Source organism: Aeromonas sp. HMWF016 (genome assembly GCF_963878195.1).
Classification (GTDB): Bacteria; Pseudomonadota; Gammaproteobacteria; order Enterobacterales; family Aeromonadaceae; genus Aeromonas; species Aeromonas lacus.
Genome location: NZ_CAWNWX010000082.1, coordinates 1 through 25,544 on the forward strand (window position 1 = coordinate 1; position 25,544 = coordinate 25,544).

Below are 25,544 nucleotides of genomic sequence, written 5' to 3' on the forward strand. Positions count from 1 at the left end.
GAGTCAAGCCTTATTTGCAAAGGCTTTTCGAGGTTATCGACACGGTTGTTTGCGTTGCCGCTTGCCGTGTCGATGGAGGCGCATTATAGGGATCCTGATCACGTTGGCAAGGGTGTTTTTGCATTAAATTCGTATTTTCAGTGCAACCGCTTACTTATTGTTCGAAACGATGATTTATTCCACGAAACACCCCACCACAGTCGCCTCCGGCTATCTTCTTTAGTGCCTTCTCTGCGACAAATCAGGGCCATCATGATTTGATCTCATCCCTCTATATCCTTGGTGATCGAGGTCACTCCTTCGGGTAACATAGCGCCCCTTTGCGATTCACACACTCTTGGGCTTTGGAGAGTTTAATGCCTTTTGCACTTGGCCAGCGTTGGATTAGTGATACAGAGACGGATCTTGGTTTGGGGACTGTCGTTGCTGTTGAAGGACGCATGGTTACCCTGTTGTTCCCGGCTACCGGTGAAAACCGCATGTATGCCAAAGAAGAGGCGCCGGTGACCCGGGTCAGCTTCAATGTGGGCGATCAGATTGCCAGTCACGAAGACTGGACCATGACGGTCGACGAAGTGCAGGAGAAAGATGGCCTGCTTATATATGTAGGTGTTCGCACCGACAATGATGAGCCGGTTGTCCTCAAGGAAGTGTTTCTCAACAACTTTATCAAGTTCAACAAACCGCAGGATCGCCTGTTCGCCGGTCAGATCGATCGGATGTCCCGCTTTACCCTGCGCTACGAGGCGCTGGTCAACCAGCACAAGCGTCGTCGCAATCCGACCCGCGGTCTGGCCGGTGGCCGGGTCAGCCTGATCCCGCACCAGCTCTACATTGCCCACGAGGTGGGTCACCGTTACGCCCCGCGCGTACTGCTGGCCGATGAGGTGGGTCTGGGCAAAACCATCGAAGCGGGCATGATCATTCATCAGCAGCTGCTCTCCGGCCGCGCCCATCGGGTGCTGATCCTGCTGCCCGAAACGCTCCAGCACCAGTGGCTGGTCGAGATGCTGCGCCGTTTCAACCTGCACTTCTCCCTGTTTGACGAGGAGCGTTGCATCGAGGCGTTCGCCGATGCGGAAAACCCCTTCGAGACCGAACAGCTGGTGATCTGCAGCCTCGACTTCCTGCGCAAGAAGCGTCGTCGCTTCGAGCAGGTTCTGGAGGCCGAGTGGGATCTGCTGGTTGTCGATGAAGCACACCATCTGGAGTGGAGCGAAGAGGCGCCGAGCCGTGCCTATGAAATGGTGGAAGCGCTGGCCGAACAGGTGCCGGGCGTGCTGCTGCTGACCGCCACCCCAGATCAGCTGGGCCACCAGAGCCACTTTGCCCGTCTGCGCCTGCTCGACCCCGAGCGTTTCTACGACTACGACGCCTTCCTCGCCGAGGAGCAGGCCTATGGTCAGGTCGCCAGCGCCGCGCAAGAGCTGCTGGATGGCGAGACCCTGAGCGACAACGCCAAAGCCATCCTGGCCGATCAACTGACCGGTCTGGATCTCGGCGATGCCGCCGCCCGCCAACAGGCGGTCGCCAAGCTGCTTGATCAGCACGGCACCGGCCGCGTCCTGTTTCGCAACAGCCGCGCCAATATTCAGGGCTTCCCAGAGCGGCATCTCAACGTCTATCCCATGCCGCTGCCGGAGCAGTATAAGACCGCCATCAAGGTGATGGGCATGATGGGTGGCAATGGCGGCGATCTGCAGACCCGCGCCCTGCGCTACCTCTACCCCGAGAAAATCTTCCAGCAGTTTGAAGGCGACAGCGCCAGCTGGACCCAGTTTGACCCGCGCGTTGACTGGCTGCTGGAGCTGCTGATCTCTGCCCGTCAGCAGAAGGTGCTGGTGATCTGCTCCGAAGCGGCCACCGCCATCGCGCTGGAAGAGGCCGTGCGCACCCGCGAGGGGATCCGCGCCGCCGTCTTCCACGAGGGGATGTCCATCCTCGAGCGGGACAAGGCCTCCGCCTATTTCGCCCAGCAGGAGGGTGGCGCCCAGGTGCTGCTCTGCTCCGAGATCGGCTCCGAAGGTCGCAACTTCCAGTTTGCCAGCCATCTGGTGCTGTTCGATCTGCCCCTCAACCCGGATCTGCTGGAACAGCGGATTGGTCGACTGGACCGTATCGGTCAGCAGAACACCGTCGAAATCCACGTTCCCTATCTGGAGGGCACCTCCCAGCGTGCCCTTCAGCTCTGGTATCACGATGGCCTCGATGCGTTCGAGCAGACCTGCCCGACCGCCCGCCCGGTGTTTGAAGCGGTGCGTGACGAGCTGTTCGAGCTGCTGGCTGCCAATACCGGTGATCAGGCGACCCTGGAAGCGCTGCTGACCCGCACCCGCGAACTGCACGAGCCGCTCAAGGCCAAGCTGGAACAGGGCCGCGATCGTCTGCTGGAGATCCACTCCAGCGGTGGCGAAGCGGCCAAACAGCTGGTCGAGAAGCTGGCTGCCGAAGATGACGACACCGGCATGATCTCCTTCGCCCTCAAGATGTTCGACGAGATCGGCGTCAATCAGGACGATCGCGGCGAGAACGCGCTGGTGCTGATGCCGGGCGATCACATGCTGGTTCCCAGCTTCCCGGGCCTGCCGCAAGACGGCATGACCATCACCTTTGATCGCACCACCGCCCTGTCGCGGGACGATATGTCGTTCCTCTCCTGGGATCACCCCATGATGCGCGGCGGTATCGACCTGATCCTCGGTTCCGAGATCGGTGCCACCTCGGTGGCCCTGCTCAAGAACAAGGCGCTGCCGGTCGGTTCCATCCTGCTGGAGCTGATCTTCGTCGCCGAGTCTGCGGCTCATCCCCAGCTCTACCGCTTCATGCCGCCGACACCGATCCGCCTGCTGATGGACAAGAACGGCAACAACCTCGGCGAGAAGGTGGCGTTCGATGCGTTCAACCGCCAGCTGACACCGGTCAACCGCCACCTTGGTAGCAAGCTGGTGACTGCGTCCCAGCCGGTGATCCACGGTCTGATTGGCCAGGGTCAGGCGATTGCCGAAGAGCTGAAGGCCGGGATTGTCGACAAGGCCCGCGCCCAGATGGCGCAAACCCTGCAGCAGGATCTCGATCGTCTGGAGGCGCTCAAGGCGGTCAACCCGAACGTGCGCGACAGCGAGCTGGAATATCTGCGCAATCTGCAGGCAGAATTGCACCACCTGATCGACCAGACCCAGCTCAAGCTGGATGCCATCCGCTTTATTGTGGTGACCCATAACTGATAAAACGGTGAAATGGCCAAACCCAACGCAAGTTGGCTTGCCATGCACTTTTATCGTGGTAATCCATAACTGATGGGGGCTTGCCCCCGCTTTGACCAAAGATGCGAGACGCTATGTTTGTATACTCACCGCCCCTGGAACCCTGGCTCGATATCCTGTTCAAGGACAAGGACATCATGGTGGTCAACAAGCCCACTGGCCTGCTGAGCGTCCCCGGGCGCGGCCCCGAGAATGAAGACAGCGTGCTCCATCGGGTCAAGCAGCAACACCCCAAGGCGGCAGCCGCCCATCGCCTCGATATGGCGACCACCGGCGTGCTGGTGATCCCGCTCAATCCCAACTCCCACCGGGAGCTGAGCCGGCAATTCCGCGAGCGGGAGACCGAGAAGCACTACCTCGCCTGGGTGTGGGGTGAACCGGAGCTGGATGCGGGCGAAGTGGATCTGCCGCTCTGCGTCGACTGGCCCAACCGGCCGAAGCAGAAGGTGGATTTTGAGGAGGGGCGTCATGCCCTGACCCTGTGGCAGAAGCTGAAGGTGGAGAATGGCAACAGCCTGATCAAGCTGACCCCGATTACCGGTCGCTCCCATCAGCTGCGGGTCCATATGCTGGAGCTGGGTCACCCCATCCTCGGCGATAACCTCTACGCCAACCCGGATGCACTGGCGGCGGCACCGCACCTTTATCTGCATGCGGCCAGCCTGACCATCAGCCACCCCCGCAGCGGCGAGCGGATGACCTTCGAAGCACCAGCCCCTTTCCCGGTCTGAGCCAGCCAGGTAACAGCCCAATAAAAAGAAAGCCCCCATCGAGAGATGGGGGCTTTTTTATCGCTCAGACGCGGATATCGATATTGCTTCCGAGGGAAGCGCTGGCCGATGTCGGCGCAGCCGGAGCGGATTGCGCTGCGGTTTGCAGCAATTTCAGTGCGGATTCGCCCTCTTGGGTCTGCTGTTTTTTGGCCAGACTGGCCGCCATCAACGCAGAACCGAACGACGCATTTGCAGAGCTGGATATGTCCATAGGTTACCTCCTGCATCAAAGAGTATCGGCCGCCCTCAGCCAGACATGAGCAATCAATGGACAATAATCCGAACCGGGGCCCGGTTGCATGTCGATCGGGCGAACACTACGGAAGGGATAAATCGCCCCGAAACCGCACCAGCTGGGCGTTTGGAGGGGTTATCAGCCATTCGATAAGCAAATGATGGCGGCAATATCATTTAAAAAACAAATGATAAAAAGTGCCGCCAAGCCCCTCGAAAATGCCTATTCGAGGCCCGCGAGCTCCTCCGCCGTCATCGCCCGCAATACCCGACAGGGGTTGCCGGCCGCCACCACGTTGGCGGGCACATCTTTGGTCACCACCGAACCGGCGCCGATGACGCTGTTGTCACCGATAGTGACGCCGGGACATATAACCGTGCTGCCGCCAATCCAGACGTTGTGACCGATCCTCACCGGCTTGCCGAACTCGACACCCCTGATGCGCGGCGCCACCGCCACCGGGTGAGCGGCGGTGTAGATCTGCACCCCGGGCGCCAGCAGCACATTGTCGCCGATGTGCACCTCACAGACGTCGAGGATGGTGCAGCCCACGTTGGCGTAGAAATTCTCGCCGACGAAGATGTTGGCGCCATAGTCGCAGAAGAACGGCGGATTGATGGCACACTCCTGGCCACGCCCACCGAGCAGGTCGTGCAGCAAAGCATCCCGCGCCGGTTTCTCCTGCCAACTGGTGTTGAAGGTGTGATAGAGCCTGCGGCAGCGCTCGCGCGCCGCTTTCAGCTCGGGATCGCCCGCATCATAAGGCTCCCCCGCCACCATCTTCTGCCACTCGGGGCCACGTGCTATTGCCGCCGCCATGGGCGTTGCCTGTGTCATCGTCTATTCCGCCAGCCAGATCAGGGATTCATAAGGGCGCAGCATACAGGACTGCGGCCGGGCCGGGCTATCCGGGTAGTTGCCGAGCAGCAGGCGACCCTTGCCGGTGGCCAGCTCGTCCGGCAGGGCGAAGGTGGCCGGCTCGCCGTAGAAGTTGCTCACAACCAGCAAGGTCTGACCGTTGGCGCGACGGGCATAGGCCCAGATCTGCGGGTGCCCCGTCAGCAGCTCCTGATAATCCCCTTGGGTGAAGATGGGGTGCGCCTTGCGAAGCGCAATGAGATCTCGGTAGTGCCAGAACACCGAGTTCTGATCGGCCAGCGCCGCCTCGGCATTGATCTCGGGGTAGTTGCCAGCAGGTTTGAGCCAGGGCGTTCCGCTGGTGAAACCGGCGTTGGGCACGGCGCTCCACTGCATCGGGGTGCGTGAGTTGTCGCGGGACTTGGCACCGAGAATGGCGAGGATCTCGGCCTCGCTCATCCCTTCGGCCTGCTTGATGGCGAAGATGTTGCGGCTCTCCACATCCTGATAGTCATCGATGCGCTGATAGCCGGGGTTGGTCATGCCGATCTCCTCCCCCTGATAGATGTAGGGGGTGCCCTGCAAGCCGTGCAGTGTGCTGGCCAGCATCTTGGCGGCCACTACCCGATGTTCGCCCTCGTCACCGAAGCGGGAGACGATGCGCGGCTGATCGTGATTGCACCAGAACAGCGCCGACCACCCCTTGCCATGCATGCCGCTCTGCCAGTGGTTGAAGATGCGCTTGAGTTCGAGGAAATCGAACGGCGCCTTGGTCCACTTGTCGCCATTGGGGTAATCCACCTTGAGGTGGTGGAAGTTGAACACCATGGAGAGCTCGGAGCCATCGAGGGCGCCATAGCGCTGGCAGTGCTCCAGCGAAGTAGAGGACATCTCCCCCACCGTCATGGCCCCGACAGGAGCAAACACGTCGCGGCTCACGTCCTGCAAAAATTCGTGGATGCGCGGCCCGTCGGTATAGAAGCGGCGGCCATCGCCAATCTCGTCGTTCGGGAACGCCTGATCCTTGGAGATGAGGTTGATAACGTCGAGGCGGAAACCGTCCACCCCCTTTTTGGCCCAGAAGTGGATGATGTTTTTCACCTCGGCGCGCACCGCCGGATTTTCCCAGTTGAGATCCGCCTGCTCGCGGGCAAACAGGTGCAGGTAGTACTGACCGGTGGCTGAGTCCAGCTCCCAGGCGCTGCCACCAAACTTGGATTGCCAGTTGTTGGGCACGCCGCCATCCACCGGATCGCGCCAGATGTAGTAGTCGCGGTAGGGGCTGTTTTTATCCCCCAGCGCCGACTTGAACCAAGCGTGCTCGGTGGAGGTGTGGTTGACCACGATATCCATCACGATGCGGATGTCGCGCGCATGGGCGGCGGCCAGCAGCGCCTCAAAGTCGGCCATGGTGCCGTAGGCGGGGTCGATGGCGTAGTAGTCGGCGATGTCGTAGCCGTTGTCCACCTGCGGGGAGACGTAGACCGGGGTCAGCCAGAGGGCATCGACCCCCAGCGTCTTGAGGTAATCGAGGCGGGCCATGATCCCCTTGAGATCGCCGGTGCCACGGGCGCCGGAATCCTGAAAGCTCTTGGGATAGATCTGGTAAATCACGGCGCTCTGCCACCAGGGTGTTTGGCTCATGGCTCTTTCTCTTGTCACAAATTGAAATGGGAGAGGGCGACCCGCAAGGTCGCCCTGACAATCAGATTCAGGCGCTGGCTTCGGCCAGCTTGCCGGCCGCTTGCTGGCGCTTGTAGACCAGCAGGGTCAGCACCACCGGCACTACGATGGCGACCAGCATGGCGAGGGAGTAAACGGCCCAGTATTGCGGCTGGATGGAGAGGATGCCCGGCAGGCCGCCTACTCCGATGCCGTTGGCCATCACCCCGGCGAAACCGCAGATGAGGGCCGCAAGGCTGGAGCCCACCATGGCGCACAGCATGGGGAACTTGTACTTGAGGTTGATACCGTACATCGCCGGTTCGGTCACCCCGAGATAGGCGGAGATGGCGGCAGGTACCGAGATCTCCCGTTCGTTCTCCTTGCGGCTAATCAGAATGATGCCCACCACGGCAGAAGCCTGAGCGATATTGGAGAGGGCGATCAGCGGCCAGATCGGGGTGCCCCCCATGCTCTGCATCAGTTGCAAATCCACCGCGTTGGTGGTGTGGTGGATGCCGGTGATGACCAGCGGCGCGTAGAGGAAACCGAACAGGGCAGCACCGATAGGGGCGAAGGAGCCGGTCATGGCCGCCTTGGCAGCGAAGCCGACGCCCTCACCAATCCAGCGCCCGAACGGGCCGATAAAGGCGTGCGCCACGATCACCGCCAGCAGCAGAGAAACGAACGGCACAATCACCAGATAGAGATAGGCCGGAATGATCCGCTTGAGGTTGGTCTCTACCCATGCAAGGAAGACACCCGCCAGCAGCGCCGGAATGACCTGCGCCTGATAACCCACCTTCTGGATCACGAACAGGCCGAAGTCCCACACCTCGGGAGTCTGCTGGCCGATGCCGTAGGCGTTCATCAACTGTGGCGACACCAGCGTGATACCGAGCACGATACCGAGGATCTCGGAGCCGCCCATCTTCTTCACCGCAGACCAGCAGACGCCGACCGGCAGGAAGTGGAAGATCGCTTCGCCCAGCAGCCAGAGGAAGGCGTGCACCTGAGCCCAGAACTGGCTGATCTCGGTGAGGGTGTGAGTGCCATCGTCGAACATCTTGATGTCGCCGATGACGTTGCGAAAGCCCAGGATCAAACCACCGGTGATGATGGCAGGCAGCAGCGGCACGAAGATCTCCGCCAGATGGGAGATGCCCCGCTCCAACGGATTCATGTTCTGGCGCGCCGCCTGCTTGGCTGCCTCCTTGCTGCCACCGCTGACGCCGAGCTGCTCGGTCAGCGCCTTGTACCACTGCTCCACCTCGTTGCCGATGACCACCTGGAACTGACCGCCCTGGGTGAAGCTTCCCTTCACCGCCGGGATGGTTTCGATGGCTTTGCTGTCGGCCTTGGCCGGATCGTTCAGGACGAAGCGCAACCGGGTCAGGCAGTGGCTGACGGTGGCGATGTTCTCCTTGCCGCCGATCTTGTCGATCAGGATGGCAAGCTGCTGTGCGTTGATCTTGGACATGGGTCTTCCCTCTGTGACGCCATTGAATAGTGGTCTGCATCGCCCTTGCGAGCCACTCTTTGGGCTCGAGCGTTTTTGGTATCGTTCCCATTTAGCATGCCGACAATCTTGCCAGATCAAAATGGGAACGTTCCCAATTCGTGGCCAGCGTCACAAAAAGCGCATTTTTTGTTCAGTCCGGAGTGATGGGGGTCACAGGGTACGGCAGGGGGCAATGGTCGCCAGCGGCGGCTGCTCCTGCTCGATCTGGCCGAGCAGCTGACGTGCCGCCTGCTCCCCCGCTCCCTTGTAACCGAGATCCAGAGTGAGGGCGTTGGGGAAGAGGAAGGTGAACATGGGGTTGTTGCCAAGGCCGGTCACCAGCACCTCGCTGCGCCCCTGCTCCTGCAGGTATTTCGCCGCGCCGATGGCGAGGGTGTCGCTGGCGCAGACCAGCGCGCCGGTGGTCGGAGTGAGCAGCTCGGCAGCCAACCGGTAGCCGCTCTGCAGGCTGAGATCGCCGAGGGCGCTGCGCGCCGCCAGACCCTGCTCGGCGCAGTAGCCGAGGTAGGCGTCGAGCCGGCGCTGGCCGGTGGTGAGGTCGGCAGTATCCACCCCCAGATAGGCGATATCGCGGATACCGCGGGCAGCGAGCTGGCCCAGCATGGTACGCACCGCGCCGGCATCGTCAAAGCAAACCGAGGAGAAACCGGGATATTCGCGGGCAACCAGCACCAGCTTATCCCTGAGCGGCGCCATGACGGCATAGTCCAAATCGTTGAAGGCAAACAGGATGATGCCATCCACTCCGCGCCGCTCCAGCACTGCCAGATGCTCCTGCACCTTGGCGGGGGAGAACTTGCTCTCCATCAGCACGGCGTCGTAGCCGCGCAGGTAGAGGGTCTCCAGCATACCGCGCACCGCCTGATTCTCCGAGCTGGAGTCGAGCCGCGAGACGATGATCCCCACCACCTGCTGGCTCTGGCTGCGCATGGCTCGCGCCGACTTGCTCGGCACGAAGCCATGCTCGGCGATGATCTGCTCCACCCGCTCACGGGTCTCCTGCTTCACCTTGGGATCCTGATTGAGCACCCGGGAAACAGTCGACTTGCCGACCCCCGAGAGGCGGGCGATATCGAGGATGGTCAGTTTCTTGTCCATGGATTGACTCACTGGGGCTTGGCGCAGGCGGTGGAAGTTGCCCACATTGTTGTGATTAACCCCTGTGAATACAAGCCCATGGCGTTAGAATGCCCTTTTTGCCCCGCTTCGGACGGCGCATCAGGAGGACGCCCACCATGGATCTGCTGGCCAGTCTGCTCTTCTCCCTCTCCATCACAGGTCCCATCTGCGTGATCCTGCTGCTCGGCATCTGGCTCAAACGGCTGGGGCTGCTGCCGGAGCCTTTCACCGAATCCGCCTCCCGGCTGGTGTTTCAGGTCACCCTGCCCGCCCTGCTCTTTCTCAGCATTCTTGGCACCAACTTCGCCACCATGCCGAGTCCCTGGTTTATCGGTTACGGCCTGCTCGCCACCGTCGCCAGTTATCTGGTGCTGGAGCTGCTGGCGGGCCACTTTATCGGCGAGCAGCGACTGCGCGGCATCTTCGTGCAGGGGAGTTTTCGCGGCAACAGCGCCATCATAGGGCTCGCCTACGTGCAGAACGCCTATGGCCACGAGGGGCTGGGGGCGGCAGCGCTCTACGTCGGCGCGGTCACCGTGCTCTACAACATCCTCGCGGTCATCACCCTCACCCGCAGCCTCGGCGGCGCGGCCGGCATTCGCCCCATCCTGCTCGGCATCATCAAGAATCCGCTCATCATCGCCATCGTGGCGGCCCTGCCGTTCAGCCTGCTCGGCATCAAGATGCCGCAGCTGCTGCTCACCACTGGCGGCTACTTCGCCAACATGACGTTGCCGCTGGCGTTGCTCTGCACCGGCGCCTCCCTCAGTCTCGGCGCCCTGCGCGGCGGGGCGGCGCTGACCGGCTGGGCCAGCGTGATGCGGCTCTGCCTCATTCCAGCGGTGTTCACTCTGGGGGCGGCCCTGCTCGGCTTCAGCCATCTGGAGCTCGGCATCCTGTTTCTTATCAGCGCTACCCCGACTGCCGCCGCCAGCTATGTGATGACCCGCGCCATGGGGGGCGACAGCGTGCTGGCAGCAAACATCATCGCCACCACCACCCTAGGTTCGCTGGTCACTACCAGCCTCGGGGCAACCCTGATGAACTATCTGGGTCTTATGTACTGACGGCTTGACCTTGCCGGAGGCGGCAGCTTTACCCTTGTGCCATATCAACCGAGGAGAGCATTTATGACCATCGAACTCACCGTCTCCGGCATGTCCTGTGGTGGCTGCGCCGCCAGCCTGCAAAAAGCCCTGCTGGCCCAGCCTGCAGTCACCACCGCAACTGTCGACTTTGCCAGCAGCAAGGCCGTCATCGAGAGCGAGCTGAGCAAGACCGAGCTGATCGCCCTGATTGAAGCCAAGGGTTTCTCTGCGAGTTAAATTATCTCCATAGAGGTATAAAACAGGTTAAAAATCTGTACTCACCTGTCTTTTGGTGAGTTTTATCACAGATATTGATGGTTATCTGGGCAAACTGGCTGCAATTATTCCAACCATAAGGATTTGCAGCATGACCCTACCGATCCGCAAGACCCTGCTCGCCGCCGTCGTCGGCCTGACCCTCTCCCCCATGGCCATGGCGCTGCCCAACGTGCACATTCTGGCGACCGGCGGCACCATCGCCGGAGCTGGCCAGTCCGCTACCCAGTCCAACTACGAGGCTGGCAAGGTGGCCATCGAAACCCTGATCGCTGCCGTGCCCGAGATGAAAAACGTGGCCGACGTGCAGGGTGAGCAGGTGGTGAAGATCGGCTCCCAGGACATGAACGACGAGGTGTGGCTCAAGCTGGCCAAGCGGGTCAACGAGCTGCTGGCCAAGGATGATGTGGATGGCATCGTCATCACCCACGGCACCGACACCATGGAAGAGACCGCCTACTTCCTCAACCTGACCGTCAAGAGCGACAAGCCGGTAGTGCTGGTCGGCGCCATGCGCCCATCCACCGCCATGAGCGCCGACGGCCCGATGAACCTCTACAACGCCGTGGTGACCGCCTCTGACCCCGCCTCCAAGGGTCGTGGCGTCATGGTGGCGATGAACGACACCGTGCTCGATGCCCGCGACGTCACCAAGACCAACACCACCGGCGTGCAGACCTTCGCTTCCCCCAACTTCGGCCCGCTCGGCTACATCCACAACGGCAAGATCGACTATCAGCGCAGCCCGGCCCGCCTGCACACCAGCAAGACCCCGTTTGACGTGAGCAAGCTCGACAAGCTGCCGCAGGTTGGCATCGTCTACAGCTACGCCAACGCCACCGATCTGCCGGCCAAGGCGATGGTGGATGCCAAGTTCGACGGCATCGTCAGCGCCGGGGTGGGTAACGGCAACCTCTACCACACCCTGTTCGATACTCTGGCCAAGGCGAGCAAGGACGGCATCCGGGTCGTGCGCTCCGCCCGCGTACCGACCGGCTCCACCACTCTGGATGCCGAAATTGATGACGCCAAGTACGGCTTCGTCGCCGCCGAGACCCTCAACCCGCAGAAGGCGCGGGTGCTGCTGATGCTCTCCCTGACCCAGACCAAGGATCCCAAGCAGATCCAGCGCTACTTCCAGCAGTTCTGACAGGGGACTTTGCAATCATGCCAAGGGCGGGTTCTCCCGCCCTTTTCTCCTCCCCGCGCGTCACTCCCTGCCCCTGCGAGATCAAATTAGCGAGCAGGATCACCCGCTTTCACAAGCACATCGCCGCCAAATTCATTACACTGCCAGCGATATTTTCTACTCAAGGAGTGCAGCTGCAGTATGGAACTGTTGATCCTGTTGGGATTGATCTTGCTTAACGGCCTCTTCGCCATGTCGGAAATCGCCATCGTCACCGCCCGCAAGGCGCGCCTTGGCAAGCTGGCCAATGAAGGAAGCCGCTCGGCGGCCATCGCACTCAAACTCGGCGAAAACCCGACTCATTTCCTCTCCGCCGTGCAGATCGGCATCACCTCCATCGGCCTGCTCAACGGTATCTATGGCGAATCCCTGCTGGCCCAGCCCTTCTCCCTCTGGCTGCAGGAGTGGGGACTCTCCCCCAAGAGCAGCGGACTTATCGCCACCGTCATCGTGGTGGTGGGAGTAACCTACCTCTCCATCGTGGTCGGTGAACTGGTACCCAAGCGGCTTGGCCAGCTCAGCGCCGAGCGCATCGCCTGTATGGTGGCGCGCCCCATGCTGTGGCTTGCCATCATGACCCGCCCCTTCGTCTGGCTGCTCTCGGCATCCACCAACACCACCTTGCGCCTGCTGCGGGTCAACCAGAATGGCAACGCCAACGTCACCGAGGAGGAGATCCATGCCATGCTGGTAGAGGGGTCGGAAGCCGGGGTGATCGAGGATCACGAACACACCATGCTGCGCAACGTGTTTCGTTTAGACGAGCGCAGCCTCTCCTCCCTGATGGTGCCGCGCAGCGATATTCGCTATCTGGATCTGGCGCTGCCGCTGGAGACCAACCTGCAACGGCTGGTGGAGTATCGTCACAGCTTCTTCCCGGTCTGCGACGGCAGCCTGTCGGATCTGGTAGGGGTCATCAACGTCAGCAAGGTGCTGCACGCCTACATCAAGGGGGAGCCCATCGATCTGGCGGCCCTGACCCAGGATTGCAGCCTGCTGCCCGAGACCCTCAACGGGGTCGAGCTGCTCAACCACTTCCGCACCCACAGCGAACAGATGGTGATGGTGGTGGACGAGTATGGCGAGCTGCAGGGGCTGGTCACCCAGCAGGATCTGCTGGAGGCACTGGCCGGGGATTTCCAGCAGGAGGATGGCGAGGACAACTGGGCATTCCAGCGCGCCGACGGCAGCTGGCTGCTCGATGGCCTGATCCCGCTGCCCGAGTTGAAGGACTGTCTGGAGCTGGTTCGCCTGCCGGAAGAAGAAAAACATCACTATCACACCCTCGGAGGGCTTATCATGCTGCTCCTTGGTCGTGTTCCACACACCGGCGATCTGGTGACCCTGGAACAGTGGCAACTGGAAATTGTTGACATGGATGGTCTGCGCATCGACAAGGTGCTCGCCATGCCCTTGACCGATCAACCCAGCTAACCTGCGGAGTTTGCAAGTATGGAGCGGTTTTACCAACTGGCTCACGCCTTTATGCATCAGGATCTGGTGACCCTGTCCGATCCCAAGATGGCCTTCATGGTTTGCGCCGTCTTACTGACTTTTCTGGTATTGGAAAATGGCTTTATCCCCACCGCTTTCCTGCCCGGCGACAGCCTGTTGATCCTGACCGGCGTCCTCATCTATCAGGACGTGCTCTCCTTCGGGGTGATCCCGCTGTTGATCATGGCCACCTTCGTCGGCACCTGGCTCGGCTACATGCAGGGGCGCTTCCTCGGCCATACCCAGCTCTACCACCGGCTGCTCTCCCATGTGGAAGAGAAGCACCAGCAGAAGGTTTACTACCTGCTGGACAAATACGGGATCATCACCCTGATCACCGCCCGCTACATCGCCTTCGTCCGCACCGCCTACCCCTACATAGTCGGCGCCACCGAACTGCCGCAGGGGCGCTTTCTCATCGTCAATCTGATCAGCTCCATCATGTGGATCTGCCCGCTGGTGGGCTTCGGCTACTACCTGAGCCACACCAAACTGGCGGCCGAATATCAGTCCCAGTTCCTCAGCATCATCATCTACCTGCCGGTGGTGCTGCTGGTAGGTGGCGTCATCGCCCTCATCTGGCGCTGGATCAGCAAGCGCAAGTCCACACGGACCCAGAACTGACGCCGGCTGACCATGCCTGCACGAAGAGCCCTCCCATGGAGGGCTTTTTTGATCCCGCTTTTGCGCAAAGCGCAGAAATAGTCTCGATCGCCCCTTGTAAAGCCCGGTCAAAAATGAGTGAATCTAGCGCCTTTTTTCGATGGGAATGGAGTCGGTAGTATGCGGTGTCGGATTCGCGCAGTTGCGCTGGTTGTCGGCTTGATGGGAATGCTGGGATTGCCTGCGGCGAGTGCCGCCCCCAGCCCTGCCAAGCTGGATGTACGCTCGGAAAGCGCACTGGTGGTAGACGTCAACTCGGGCAAGACCCTTTATCAGAAGAATGCCAACAAGGCCCGCCCCATCGCCTCCCTCACCAAGCTGATGACGGCGCTGGTGGTGCTGGAAGCCCGGCAGAATCTGGATCAGATCATCACGGTCGACAAGGATGACATCGACCGGGTCAAGCACACCCATTCACGCATTCGCATGGGCACCAAGGTGACCCGCCGAGACGCCCTGCATCTGGCGCTGATGTCCTCCGAAAACCGGATGGCCTCCGCCCTCGGCCGCCACTACCCGGGCGGCCGCAGCGCCTTCGTGCGCGCCATGAACAACAAGGCCCGTCAGCTGGGCATGCGCAATACCCACTTCTACGACTCCACCGGTCTGTCGACCCGCAACGTCGCAACTGCGCAGGATCTGGCCAAGCTGGTGGCTGCCGCCTATCGCCAGCCGCTGATCCGCCAGTTCACTCAGGACGAGAACCGCGAGATGCGTTTCAACACCCCAGCCTACAGCCTGATGTTCAACAACACCAACCCGCTGGTGAAAAACCCGGATTGGGATGTTCGCCTCTCCAAGACCGGCTTTACCGATGAAGCGGGGCGCTGTCTGGTAATGCGTGCCAAGCCGGACAACCGCGAGCTGGCCATCGTGCTGCTCAACTCGGTGGGCAAGCGCACCCCGGTCGGCGATGCCAACCGCATTCGCAAATGGCTGAAAAGCTGAGTGAATCACGCCTACTGAAAAAGGATGCTGCGGCATCCTTTTTTATTGCCGCCAAACCGCGCAGGAACGCGTTAAAGGCATTTGGCGGTAGTGACCAGATATCCGCATCAGCCACAACCAACAGCGAGGTTTTGACGCCGTAGGCTAACGAGGAGAAACAAGCAGAAAGAAGTAGGAATACGGGTATTGCAGCAAGCTGGGAAAAGGCCGTTGCAGCACCATTAGCGGGAACAAGCGAGATGGATAGAGGGTGAAAAATGCCCATAAAAAACAGCCCCGACCGAAGTCAAGGCTGTCTGTATGGTGCGCCCGAGAGGATTCGAACCTCTGACCACCTGGTTCGTAGCCAGGTACTCTATCCAGCTGAGCTACGGGCGCTCACAACTTGTAGCACTGCTTGAGATATGGTGCGCCCGAGAGGATTCGAACCTCTGACCACCTGGTTCGTAGCCAGGTACTCTATCCAGCTGAGCTACGGGCGCTCATAAATTGTTGCACTGCTTGAAACATGGTGCGCCCGAGAGGATTCGAACCTCTGACCACCTGGTTCGTAGCCAGGTACTCTATCCAGCTGAGCTACGGGCGCTCATAAATCATTGTGTTTGTTTGAAATGGTGCGCCCGAGAGGATTCGAACCTCTGACCACCTGGTTCGTAGCCAGGTACTCTATCCAGCTGAGCTACGGGCGCCCTGTTTTCAAACGATAAAAAAAGCTTACTCGACAGTAAGCCTTTTTTAGTGCTGACTTGCTGATGGTCAACACATGACTCCAAAGAGTCGAATATGGTGCGCCCGAGAGGATTCGAACCTCTGACCACCTGGTTCGTAGCCAGGTACTCTATCCAGCTGAGCTACGGGCGCAAATGGCGGAGAAGGGGGGATTCGAACCCCCGATGCGGGTATAAGCCGCATACTCCCTTAGCAGGGGAGCGCCTTCAGCCTCTCGGCCACCTCTCCGTTTGCGGGGCTGATAATACTTCACAGGGATTTTTAGTCAAACACTTTTTTGGAGAAAAAAGCGTGTTCGCTCAGCATTTGGCCAAAGCGTGGAATATTCAAACAATATCGACACTTATCCCGCTCTTTTGCACCTTGCAGCGCGGTTTTGCCTGGCCTTAAAAAACAAAAGGCGACACATGAGGTGTCGCCTTGTCACAGCCATTAAAGCCGCTTAGAAGCCGGATTGACCCGGAACTTTCTCAGCCTGGATGCGCTGGTAGATCTCTTCACGGTGCACGGAGACCTCTTTCGGCGCGTTAACACCGATACGGACCTGGTTACCTTTAACGCCCAGTACGGTGACAGTCACTTCATCACCAATCATCAGGGTTTCCCCTACACGACGAGTCAAAATAAGCATTCGCTTGCTCCTGTATCCTGTTTTGTTTTTATATCGATATGCGACATTATCTTACAAAGATACCGATATGGTAAATGGTTGAAACTAAATCAATCAGCGATTGTTAGCCCAAAGGCTGCTCTTGGGGCGCTTGATCCAATCCAAAAGCGGCGTGCAGGGCCCGCACCGCCAGCTCCAGATACTTCTCGTCAATCACCACCGAGATTTTGATTTCAGAGGTAGAAATCAACTGCATGTTGATCCCCTCCTCGCCCAATACCTTGAACATGGTGCGCGCAACACCGGGATGGTTCCACATGCCGACACCGACAATGGAGACCTTGGCAATCTCGCCATTCCCCTGCACGCAGGAGGCGCCAAGCGCAGTCGCGGTCTCCTCCAGCAGCGCACGGGCACGGCGGTAGTCGTCACGATTCACCGTGAAGGTGAAGTCGGCGGTGCCATCTCCCAGGGTATTTTGCACAATCATGTCGACATCAATGTTGGCGTCGCTGATCGGGTTCAGGATCTGCGCAGCCACGGTCGGTCTGTCCGGCACACCCAGAATGGTCAGGCTGGCCTCGTTGCGGTTAAAAGCGATCCCGGATACCAGGGGAGCTTCCATCCTCTCACCTCCATATGTGATTAAGGTTCCCTCTCCGTCGACAAAGCTCGACAGCACCCGCAGCGGGACGCGGTACTTGCCCGCAAACTCCACCGAGCGGATCTGCAGCACCTTGGCACCGAGACTGGCCATCTCCAGCATCTCCTCGAAGGTGATGGTGTCGAGACGACGAGCCTTGGGCTCGATGCGCGGATCCGTGGTGTATACCCCATCCACATCGGTAAAGATCTGGCACTCATCGGCCTTGATGGCCGCCGCCACGGCAACCGCCGTGGTATCCGAGCCGCCGCGGCCCAGCGTCGTGATGGCGTTATGCTCGTCACGGCCCTGGAAACCGGCGATCACCACCACCTTGCCCGCAGCCAGTTCAGCATGAACCAGCTCGGTGTCGATGTGAGTGATGCGCGCCTTGCCATAGGCGGAATCGGTATGAATCCGTACCTGATCGCCAGTCATCGAGACCGCCGGGCAACCGCGTTTGTTCAACGCGATGGCCAGCAGCGCTATGGTGACCTGCTCACCGGTGGAGACCAGTACATCCATCTCACGCCGGTTGGCATCAGGATCCAGCTGCTGGGCCATGCCCAGCAACCGGTTGGTTTCGCCCGACATGGCGGAGACCACCACCACCACGTCGTGTCCCTGGGCGCGGGTCTGCTCGACCCGCTCAGCTACTGCCTCGATCCGCTCCAATGTGCCGACCGAGGTGCCGCCGTACTTCTGTACATAGAGTGCCACAGATCACCTCGCCCGATTACAGGCGCTCTTCCAGCCAGGAGTGAACGGATTGCAGCGCTGCCGGCACCGCCTCAGGCTGGGTACCACCCGCCTGTGCCATGTCCGGACGGCCACCGCCCTTGCCACCCACCTGCTGGGCAACCAGATTGACCAGCTCACCGGCCTTGACCTTGCCGGTCAGGTCGTTGGTGACACCGGCGATCAGGTTGACCTTGCCGTCGGCACAGGTTGCCAGCAGCACAACACCGGACTTCATCTGGTTCTTCAGCTCGTCCAGCATGCCGCGCAGGGATTTCGGATCGGCCCCTTCCAGCGCTGCAACCAGCACCTTCTGACCGTTGATCTCGATCACCTGACCCAGCAGGTCGTTACCGGCCTGAGCGGCCAACTTGGCCTTGAGCTGCTCCAGCTCGCGCTCCATCATCTTGGCCTTGTCCAGCATCTGGCGAACCTTGTCGGCGATGCAGAATTGGTCGCCTTTCACCAGGGCAGCAGCCTCTTCGATCTGCTCGCCAACCTGATGCATGAAGTCGATGGCCGCTTTGCCGGTCACCGCTTCGATACGGCGCACGCCAGCTGCGATACCGCTCTCGGCGATGATCTTGAAGAAGCCGATATCGCCGGTGCGCTTGGCGTGAGTACCGCCGCACAGCTCGGTGGAGTAGTCGCCCATGCGCACCACGCGCACGTCATCTTCATATTTTTCACCAAACAGCGCCATGGCACCGGCGGACTTGGCCGCTTCCAGATCCATCAGCTGGGTGGTGATTTCGTGGTTGGCGCGGATCTGGTTGTTGACCAGCTCCTCGACCCGGCGAATGGTCGCCATGGTCAGCCCCTCGAAGTGGGAGAAGTCGAAACGCATGCGCTCGGCCCCAACCAGAGAACCTTTCTGGGTGACATGCTCGCCCAGTGCCTGACGCAGGGCAGCGTGCAGCAGGTGAGTCACGGAGTGGTTCAGGGCGATGGCCTGACGACGGTCAGCGTCTACCACGGCCTCAACCTCGGCCCCTTTCTCCAGGGTGCCCAGCTCCATATAACCCTTGTGGATGATCGCCTTGCCCGCTTTCAGGGTGTCAGTCACGGCAAAGATGCCGTCGTCCACTTTCAGGGTACCGCTGTCGCCAATCTGGCCGCCGGACTCGGCGTAGAAGGGGGTCTCTTCCAGCACGATGACCGCTTCGTCACCGGCGATAAGACCGCTCACCTCTTCCACACCCTTGTAGATACCGACCACGCGAGTGCGCTCGCTCAGGGTCTTGTAACCGGTGAAGGGGGTTTCGAAATCGAGCTTGAGCATCTCGTTGTAGTTCACGCCGAAACTGGACGCTTCCTTGGCACGAGCACGCTGCTTCTCCATCTCGGCCTTGAAGCCCTCTTCGTCGATGCCGATCTCGCGCTCGCGCACCACGTCGGCAGTCAGGTCGGCCGGGAAGCCGTAAGTGTCATAGAGCTTGAACACCACTTCGCCCGGAATAACCTTGGCATCGCCCAGGTTGGCCAGAGCGTCTTCCAGCAGCAGCAGACCGCGATCCAGCGTGCGGACGAACTGCTCCTCTTCGATGCGCAGCACGCGCTCGACCAGCGGCAGCTGGGCGATCAGCTCGGCAGCGACATCCTTCATCTGCACTGCCAGCTCGGCAGCCAGTTTGTAGAAGAAGACATCGGTAGCGCCCAGCTTGCGACCGTGACGCACGGCGCGGCGGATGATGCGGCGCAGCACATAGCCACGGCCTTCGTTGGACGGCATCACACCATCTGCCACCAGGAAGGCGCAAGAGCGGATGTGGTCAGCGATGACGCGCAGGGACTGGTTGCTCAGATCTGTGGTGCCGACAATCTCGGCCGCTTTCTTGATCAGCGCCTGGAAGATGTCGATTTCGTAGTTGGAGTGCACACCCTGCATGATGGCGGAGATACGCTCCAGACCCATGCCGGTATCCACGGACGGACGCGGCAGCGGCTCCATGGTGCCGTCAGCCTGACGGTTGAACTGCATGAATACCACGTTCCAGATCTCGATGAAACGGTCGCCATCCTCTTCCGGTGAGCCGGGACGGCCACCCCAGATGTGATCGCCGTGGTCATAGAAGATCTCGGTGCAGGGACCGCACGGGCCGGTATCGCCCATCGCCCAGAAGTTGTCGGAGGCGTACGGAGCGCCTTTGTTGTCACCGATACGCACGATGCGATCAGCCGGGACACCGACCTCTTTTTCCCAGATGTCGAAAGCTTCATCGTCAGTCGCGTAGACGGTTACCAGCAGGCGCTCTTTCGGCAGCTGCAGCACTTCGGTCAGGAAACCCCATGCAAACTTGATGGCATCCTGTTTGAAGTAGTCACCGAAGCTGAAGTTACCCAGCATTTCAAAGAAGGTGTGGTGACGAGCGGTATAGCCGACGTTTTCCAGATCGTTGTGCTTACCACCGGCACGCACGCAACGCTGGGAAGTCGTCGCGCGATTGTAGGCACGCTTGTCTGCGCCAAGGAACACGTCCTTGAACTGGTTCATACCCGCGTTGGTAAACAACAGGGTCGGGTCGTTATGCGGTACCAGCGAGCTGGAGGAGACAACCTGGTGCCCCTGGGAACGGAAATACTCGAGAAACGCAGCGCGAATCTCTGACGTGGACATATACATGGAAAATCCTGCTTGATTCGAATACGGACTTTTAACCGCATTAATGTAAGTTTTCTGCGGGGTAAAGTAAAACGGACAGGGCCGCCACGGGCGAAAAAGCGCACATAAACGGGCCAGAAAAGAGCGGCACCGCCCACAGTGGCTTTTTTCACTGTCGAGAGGCAAAAAAGCAGCGCATAAAGAGGGATGAGATGAACAAAAGGCCGCTTTTTCGGGATTGTGTACGCAAGCTACTGAGCCGGCAGGAAAAACCTGCCACAACCTGCCACAAGGAGAGGTGAAACGACTTTTGCCACGCAGTGGCGTTACTCCTCCCGCTCCTGCAGGGCCGAGATGGCATAACGCGCCTGATCCTGGGTAAAGCCGCGCCCCAGCAAATATTTGAGCCACTTCATCCGCAGCTTGAAGTCAGCTAGGTCGGCTATTTTGGCCCGTCGCTCCAGCAGTTCGAAGGCAAGCTCGAACCAGTCCAGCTCAGGCTGCTCGAAGGCGGCATCGATCTGGCCATCGTCCAGCCCCTTGCGGCGCAAGTCGAAACGGATCTTGAGCGGGCCATGTCCCTTGGCGGCACCGGCCCGCACCGCCATGGCACCATATCGCTCGTCATTGACCCAGTTGTAACCGCGGCAGTAGTCGACCACCGCCTCGATCACCTCTTCCTGATAGCCCTGCTGGCGCAGGCGTCTGGCCAGCTCCGACTCGGCACTCTCGCGGCGGGCCAGACTGCGCATGGCATAGCCGCGGGCAGCGGCCAGCTGTTCGGCAAAGGTCGGCTCGGCGGGCTCGACCGGTTCGGTCACGGATTCATCAACCATCATAAATAACAAGGCCGGGTATCTACCCGGCCTTCCTTTGTTCCTTATTCGAACTCTTGTTCGCTTTCGGCATCAAACTCTTCTGCCTCAACCGGTGCAGCCTTGTCATCGACAGGTACGGCACCGGAGAGCAGCAGCTCGCGCAGACGGGCTTCCACTTCGCCAGCCATCGCCTTGTTCTCGGCGAACAGCTTCATCACGTTTGCCTTGCCCTGACCAATCTTCTCGCCGTTGTAGCTGTACCAGGCACCCGCCTTGTCGATCAGCTTGTGCTTGACGCCGAGATCCACCAGCTCGCCCTCTTTGGAGATACCGGCACCGTAGAAGATCTGGAATTCTGCCTGCTTGAAGGGAGGAGCCACCTTGTTCTTCACTACCTTGACGCGGGTCTCGTTACCGACCACTTCGTCACCTTCCTTGATGGCGCCGGTACGACGGATATCCAGACGCACGGAGGCGTAGAACTTGAGCGCGTTACCACCGGTGGTGGTCTCCGGGCTGCCGAACATAACGCCGATCTTCATCCGGATCTGGTTGATGAAGATGCACAGGCAGTTGGCGTTTTTGATGTTGGCGGTCAGCTTGCGCAGCGCCTGGGACATCAGACGAGCTTGCAGGCCAACGTGGGAGTCACCCATCTCGCCTTCGATTTCCGCTTTCGGAGTCAGGGCTGCCACGGAGTCGACGATGATGACGTCAACTGCATTGGAGCGCACCAGCATGTCGCAGATCTCCAGCGCCTGTTCACCGGTATCCGGCTGGGAGATGAGCAGGTCGTCGACATTGACTCCCAGCTTGGCGGCATAGATGGGATCCAGCGCGTGTTCCGCATCGACGAAGGCACAGGTCTTGCCCTTCTTCTGGGCTTCGGCAATCACCTGCAGGGTCAGCGTGGTTTTACCGGAAGATTCCGGGCCGTAGATCTCGACGATACGACCGCATGGCAGACCACCGATCCCCAGCGCCACGTCCAGAGAGAGGGAGCCGGTGGAGATGGCTTCAATATCCATGGTCTTGCTGTCGCCCAGACGCATGATGGAGCCTTTGCCGAACTGCTTTTCAATCTGACCCAGCGCAGCCGCCAGTGCCTTCTGTTTGTTCTGATCCATGCCAATCTCCGCTGGAAATCGTGAGTAAAAAATGAAGTTGGGCTAAGTATACTGTCTATTCATACAGTATCAAGCCCAATTTATCTGAGCAGGGCCAACAGACCCGACAAGGCCTGTCTCACCGCCTGCTGGCGCACCCGCCGGCGATCCCCGTCGAAGCGGGCCAGCAGGGAGTGGTGACGGCCATTGCTGTCGGCCCAGGCGAACCAGACGGTGCCGACTGGCTTACCCTCAGTCGCGCCGCCGGGGCCAGCGATGCCGCTGATGGCAACGCTGATGGAGGCCGACGAGTGCGCCAGCGCACCGCGGGCCATCTCCAGCACCACCGCCTCGCTCACCGCGCCGTGCCGCTCAAGGCTCTCGCGGCTCACCCCCAGCATCTGCTGCTTGGCCTCGTTGGTATAGGTGACAAAGCCGCGATCAAACCAGCCGGAGCTACCCGCGATGTCGGTGATGGCCGTGGCCACCCCACCACCAGTACAGGATTCGGCGGTTGCCGCCAGCCAGCCCCGCTGGCCAAGGGCCCGCCCCAGCTCGATGGCGAGGTGCTCTATCTCTGCGTCCAGTTTCATCACAGCTCCTTCTGATTCGTGGAAAGGGCACATTATGCGATCCCGCCGCAGCCCCTCGCAACTGAGCTGATTGTCACAAGGCTGATGACTCGCATCAGCCAAATGGTGGTGTGAGCCAACCTCCCCCGGCGCGGCGCTTATGTGTAGAATGGCGCCATCAAGCTCAAGGCTCATCACCGCAGACCCGGGCCCGCAGAGGCCCCTTCTGGAATAGAACATGACCGCACAACATCAAGCTACTGGCGCTGCGCCAAGCGCCAATCTCAGCGCTCACACGCCCATGATGCAGCAGTATCTGACCCTCAAGGCCGAGAACCCGGAGATCCTGCTGTTCTACCGGATGGGCGACTTCTACGAGTTGTTCTACGACGATGCCCGCAAGGCCTCCCAGCTGCTCGACATCTCCCTGACCAAGCGTGGCCAGTCGGCCGGCAGCCCCATCCCGATGGCGGGTGTTCCCTATCACGCCATCGAGGGTTATCTGGCCAAGCTGGTGCAGCTCGGCGAGTCGGCTGCCATCTGCGAACAGGTGGGGGATCCCGCCACCAGCAAGGGGCCGGTGGAGCGCAAGGTCATTCGCATCATCACCCCGGGCACCGTCTCCGACGAGGCGCTGCTCAGCGAGCGGCAGGACAACCTGATCGCCGCCGTCTACCACGATGGCCGCCGCTTCGGCTACGGCACCATGGACATCGGCTCCGGCCGCTTCTTCATCAATCAGTTCGATAAAGAAGAGACCCTGCTGGCGGAGCTGCAGCGCACCAATCCGGCGGAGCTGCTCTACCCCGAATCGTTCGCCTTCCTGCACCACGTCGAGGGTCGTCGCGGCCTGCGCCGCCGCCCGGAGTGGGAGTTCGAACTCGGCACCGCCCGCAAGCTCTTGTGCCAGCAGTTCGGCACCCAGGATCTGGTGGGCTTTGGCGTCGAACAGAGCGAGACCGCCCTGTGCGCCGCTGGCTGTCTGATGCAGTACGTCAAGGACACCCAGCGCACCGCCCTGCCCCACATTCGCAGCGTGCGCCTTGAGCAGCCCGATCATGCGGTCATCATGGATGCCGCCACCCGCCGCAATCTGGAGCTGACCCAGAATCTGGCCGGCGGTCACGACAACACCCTCTCCGCCGTGCTGGACTGCACCGCCACGCCGATGGGCAGCCGCCTGCTCAAGCGCTGGATCCACCAGCCGATCCGCGATCGGGTGATCCTCAAAGGCCGCCAGAGCACCATCAAGGAGCTGATCGAACAGAACCTCTATGACGAGCTGGGGGGCCTGCTGCGTCAGGTCGGCGACGTGGAGCGGGTACTGGCGCGCCTCGCCCTGCGCTCGGCCCGTCCGCGCGATCTCACCCGGCTGCGGCAAGCCTTCGCCCAGCTGCCGGAGCTGCAGCGCCTGCTGGCGGAGAGCGAGCATGAGGCGGTGCAGCAGCTGCGCGAGCGAGCCAGCACCTTCCCCGAGTTGCTCGACCTGCTGGAGCGCGCCGTGATGGAGGTGCCGCCTGTGTTGATCCGCGATGGCGGCGTCATTCGTGAAGGGTTCAACGCCGAGCTGGACGAGCTGCGGGATCTGGCCAACGGCGCCACCGCCAGCCTCGCCCGCATCGAGGAGCGCGAGAAGCTGCTGACCGGCATCAACACCCTCAAGGTGGGTTACAACAAGGTGCACGGCTTCTATATCGAGGTGAGCCGCGCCAACAGCCATCTGGTGCCGGCCCACTACATCCGCCGCCAGACCCTCAAGAACAACGAACGCTACATCATCGACGAACTGAAAAAGTACGAGGATCGGGTGCTCACCGCTCAGGCTCAGGCACTGGCGCTGGAGAAGCGCCTCTACGAAGAGCTGCTCGATGCCCTGCTGCCGCATCTGGGCGATCTGCAGGAGTCCGCGGCCGCACTGGCGGAGCTGGACGTGCTGGCCAACCTGGCGGAGCGGGCCGAGACCCTCGACTATCGCTGCCCGACCCTCATCGACGAAGATCAGATCATCATCGAAGCGGGCCGCCATCCGGTGGTGGAGCAGGTGATGACCGACCCCTTTATCGCCAACCCGATCCACCTCGACCGGGAGCGGCGGATGCTGATCATCACCGGCCCCAACATGGGCGGTAAATCGACCTACATGCGCCAGACCGCGCTGATCGTGCTGCTGGCCCATATCGGCGCCTTCGTGCCCGCCGACAGCGCCCGCATCGGCCCCATCGACCGCATCTTTACCCGCATCGGGGCGTCGGACGATCTCGCCTCCGGCCGCTCCACCTTTATGGTGGAGATGACCGAGACCGCCAACATCCTCAACAACGCCACCGCCCGCAGTCTGGTGCTGATGGACGAGATTGGCCGCGGCACCAGCACCTACGACGGCCTCTCGCTGGCGTGGGCCTGTGCCGAGCAACTGGCGAGCAAGATCGGCGCCTACACCCTGTTCGCCACCCACTACTTCGAGCTGACCCGCTTGCCGGAGCTGATGAGCGGGCTGGCCAACGTCCACCTCGATGCGGTCGAGCACGGCGACACCATCGCCTTTATGCACGCGGTACAAGAAGGCGCGGCCAGCCGCTCCTACGGCCTGCAAGTCGCCGCACTGGCGGGGGTGCCCAAATCGGTGATCCAGCAGG

Annotated in this window: 21 protein-coding genes and 6 tRNA genes; 10 read left to right on the forward strand and 17 right to left on the reverse strand. The window is 60.8% G+C overall.

What is annotated here, in order from left to right; translation table 11 throughout:
• The 3 genes from AACS24_RS11920 to rluA all read left to right on the forward strand — a co-directional run.
• Positions 1 to 261 (forward strand): hypothetical protein (locus AACS24_RS11920; RefSeq protein WP_219927723.1); only part of this gene is annotated, 261 nt, incomplete at its 5' end.
• A 95-nt stretch (positions 262 to 356) separates the two neighbouring features.
• Positions 357 to 3,224: an RNA polymerase-associated protein RapA gene (gene rapA / locus AACS24_RS11925; RefSeq protein WP_104016540.1), complete on the forward strand. Its 2,868-nt coding sequence runs from the start codon at positions 357 to 359 to the stop codon at positions 3,222 to 3,224.
• A 113-nt stretch (positions 3,225 to 3,337) separates the two neighbouring features.
• Positions 3,338 to 3,994: a bifunctional tRNA pseudouridine(32) synthase/23S rRNA pseudouridine(746) synthase RluA gene (rluA, locus tag AACS24_RS11930; protein WP_048209170.1), complete on the forward strand. Its 657-nt coding sequence runs from the start codon at positions 3,338 to 3,340 to the stop codon at positions 3,992 to 3,994.
• A gap of 64 nt (positions 3,995 to 4,058) precedes the next feature.
• Here rluA and AACS24_RS11935 read toward each other — a convergent pair whose 3' ends face one another.
• The 5 genes from AACS24_RS11935 to treR all read right to left on the reverse strand — a co-directional run bounded on the left by AACS24_RS11935 (position 4,059) and on the right by treR (position 9,411).
• A complete protein-coding gene (locus tag AACS24_RS11935) occupies positions 4,059 to 4,247 on the reverse strand; it encodes a hypothetical protein (RefSeq protein WP_019446232.1) in 189 nt (62 codons plus the stop codon).
• A 246-nt stretch (positions 4,248 to 4,493) separates the two neighbouring features.
• The gene (locus AACS24_RS11940; RefSeq protein ID WP_258222919.1) at positions 4,494 to 5,108 is read right to left on the reverse strand and encodes a sugar O-acetyltransferase; all 615 of its coding nucleotides are present in this window, start codon (positions 5,106 to 5,108) and stop codon (positions 4,494 to 4,496) included.
• A 3-nt stretch (positions 5,109 to 5,111) separates the two neighbouring features.
• A complete protein-coding gene (gene treC, locus AACS24_RS11945; RefSeq protein WP_108570808.1) occupies positions 5,112 to 6,773 on the reverse strand; it encodes an alpha,alpha-phosphotrehalase in 1,662 nt (553 codons plus the stop codon).
• A 67-nt stretch (positions 6,774 to 6,840) separates the two neighbouring features.
• Positions 6,841 to 8,271 (reverse strand): PTS trehalose transporter subunit IIBC, encoded by a 1,431-nt coding sequence (gene treB / locus AACS24_RS11950; RefSeq protein WP_108570809.1) that lies wholly within the window; start codon positions 8,269 to 8,271, stop codon positions 6,841 to 6,843.
• A 192-nt stretch (positions 8,272 to 8,463) separates the two neighbouring features.
• Positions 8,464 to 9,411: a trehalose operon repressor TreR gene (gene treR / locus AACS24_RS11955; RefSeq protein WP_108570810.1), complete on the reverse strand. Its 948-nt coding sequence runs from the start codon at positions 9,409 to 9,411 to the stop codon at positions 8,464 to 8,466.
• A gap of 137 nt (positions 9,412 to 9,548) precedes the next feature.
• Between treR and AACS24_RS11960 the strand changes: the two genes are divergently transcribed.
• The 6 genes from AACS24_RS11960 to pbpG all read left to right on the forward strand — a co-directional run bounded on the left by AACS24_RS11960 (position 9,549) and on the right by pbpG (position 15,090).
• Complete coding sequence (locus AACS24_RS11960) at positions 9,549 to 10,499, forward strand: AEC family transporter (protein ID WP_108570811.1); 951 nt, start codon at positions 9,549 to 9,551, stop codon at positions 10,497 to 10,499.
• A 63-nt stretch (positions 10,500 to 10,562) separates the two neighbouring features.
• Complete coding sequence (locus AACS24_RS11965) at positions 10,563 to 10,757, forward strand: heavy-metal-associated domain-containing protein (RefSeq protein WP_042033275.1); 195 nt, start codon at positions 10,563 to 10,565, stop codon at positions 10,755 to 10,757.
• Between the two features lie 130 nt (positions 10,758 to 10,887).
• Positions 10,888 to 11,946 carry an L-asparaginase 2 gene (gene ansB / locus AACS24_RS11970; protein WP_041210891.1) on the forward strand — a complete coding sequence of 353 codons (1,059 nt, stop codon included), beginning with the start codon at positions 10,888 to 10,890 and terminating at the stop codon, positions 11,944 to 11,946.
• A gap of 180 nt (positions 11,947 to 12,126) precedes the next feature.
• Entirely contained in the window at positions 12,127 to 13,419 is a 1,293-nt protein-coding gene (locus AACS24_RS11975) for a hemolysin family protein (RefSeq protein WP_041210892.1), read from the forward strand.
• A gap of 18 nt (positions 13,420 to 13,437) precedes the next feature.
• Positions 13,438 to 14,103, forward strand: coding sequence for a DedA family protein (locus AACS24_RS11980; protein WP_041210893.1), 666 nt, complete (start codon positions 13,438 to 13,440; stop codon positions 14,101 to 14,103).
• A gap of 159 nt (positions 14,104 to 14,262) precedes the next feature.
• Complete coding sequence (gene pbpG, locus AACS24_RS11985; protein WP_108570812.1) at positions 14,263 to 15,090, forward strand: D-alanyl-D-alanine endopeptidase; 828 nt, start codon at positions 14,263 to 14,265, stop codon at positions 15,088 to 15,090.
• A 301-nt stretch (positions 15,091 to 15,391) separates the two neighbouring features.
• Here pbpG and AACS24_RS11990 read toward each other — a convergent pair.
• From AACS24_RS11990 to pncC, 12 genes are all read right to left on the reverse strand, one after another.
• A tRNA-Arg gene (locus tag AACS24_RS11990) sits at positions 15,392 to 15,468 on the reverse strand.
• A gap of 27 nt (positions 15,469 to 15,495) precedes the next feature.
• Positions 15,496 to 15,572 (reverse strand) — tRNA-Arg (locus tag AACS24_RS11995).
• 27 nt (positions 15,573 to 15,599) lie between these two features.
• A tRNA-Arg gene (locus tag AACS24_RS12000) sits at positions 15,600 to 15,676 on the reverse strand.
• A gap of 26 nt (positions 15,677 to 15,702) precedes the next feature.
• A tRNA-Arg gene (locus AACS24_RS12005) sits at positions 15,703 to 15,779 on the reverse strand.
• A 95-nt stretch (positions 15,780 to 15,874) separates the two neighbouring features.
• Positions 15,875 to 15,951, reverse strand: a tRNA-Arg gene (locus tag AACS24_RS12010).
• A 3-nt stretch (positions 15,952 to 15,954) separates the two neighbouring features.
• A tRNA-Ser gene (locus tag AACS24_RS12015) sits at positions 15,955 to 16,047 on the reverse strand.
• A 214-nt stretch (positions 16,048 to 16,261) separates the two neighbouring features.
• Positions 16,262 to 16,450, reverse strand: a complete 189-nt coding sequence (gene csrA, locus AACS24_RS12020; RefSeq protein ID WP_005305164.1) for a carbon storage regulator CsrA — start codon at positions 16,448 to 16,450, stop codon at positions 16,262 to 16,264.
• A gap of 103 nt (positions 16,451 to 16,553) precedes the next feature.
• Positions 16,554 to 17,792, reverse strand: a complete 1,239-nt coding sequence (locus tag AACS24_RS12025) for an aspartate kinase (RefSeq protein ID WP_033115931.1) — start codon at positions 17,790 to 17,792, stop codon at positions 16,554 to 16,556.
• Between the two features lie 16 nt (positions 17,793 to 17,808).
• Positions 17,809 to 20,433, reverse strand: a complete 2,625-nt coding sequence (gene alaS, locus AACS24_RS12030) for an alanine--tRNA ligase (RefSeq protein ID WP_108570813.1) — start codon at positions 20,431 to 20,433, stop codon at positions 17,809 to 17,811.
• 305 nt (positions 20,434 to 20,738) lie between these two features.
• Positions 20,739 to 21,248: a regulatory protein RecX gene (locus tag AACS24_RS12035; protein ID WP_108570915.1), complete on the reverse strand. Its 510-nt coding sequence runs from the start codon at positions 21,246 to 21,248 to the stop codon at positions 20,739 to 20,741.
• A gap of 44 nt (positions 21,249 to 21,292) precedes the next feature.
• Complete coding sequence (gene recA, locus AACS24_RS12040; protein ID WP_108570814.1) at positions 21,293 to 22,357, reverse strand: recombinase RecA; 1,065 nt, start codon at positions 22,355 to 22,357, stop codon at positions 21,293 to 21,295.
• Positions 22,358 to 22,437: 80 nt separating this feature from the next.
• Positions 22,438 to 22,929: a nicotinamide-nucleotide amidase gene (gene pncC / locus AACS24_RS12045; protein ID WP_108570815.1), complete on the reverse strand. Its 492-nt coding sequence runs from the start codon at positions 22,927 to 22,929 to the stop codon at positions 22,438 to 22,440.
• Positions 22,930 to 23,146: 217 nt separating this feature from the next.
• Here pncC and mutS point away from each other — a divergent pair.
• Positions 23,147 to 25,544: DNA mismatch repair protein MutS (gene mutS / locus AACS24_RS12050; RefSeq protein ID WP_258222921.1), on the forward strand; the 2,398-nt coding region annotated here is incomplete at its 3' end.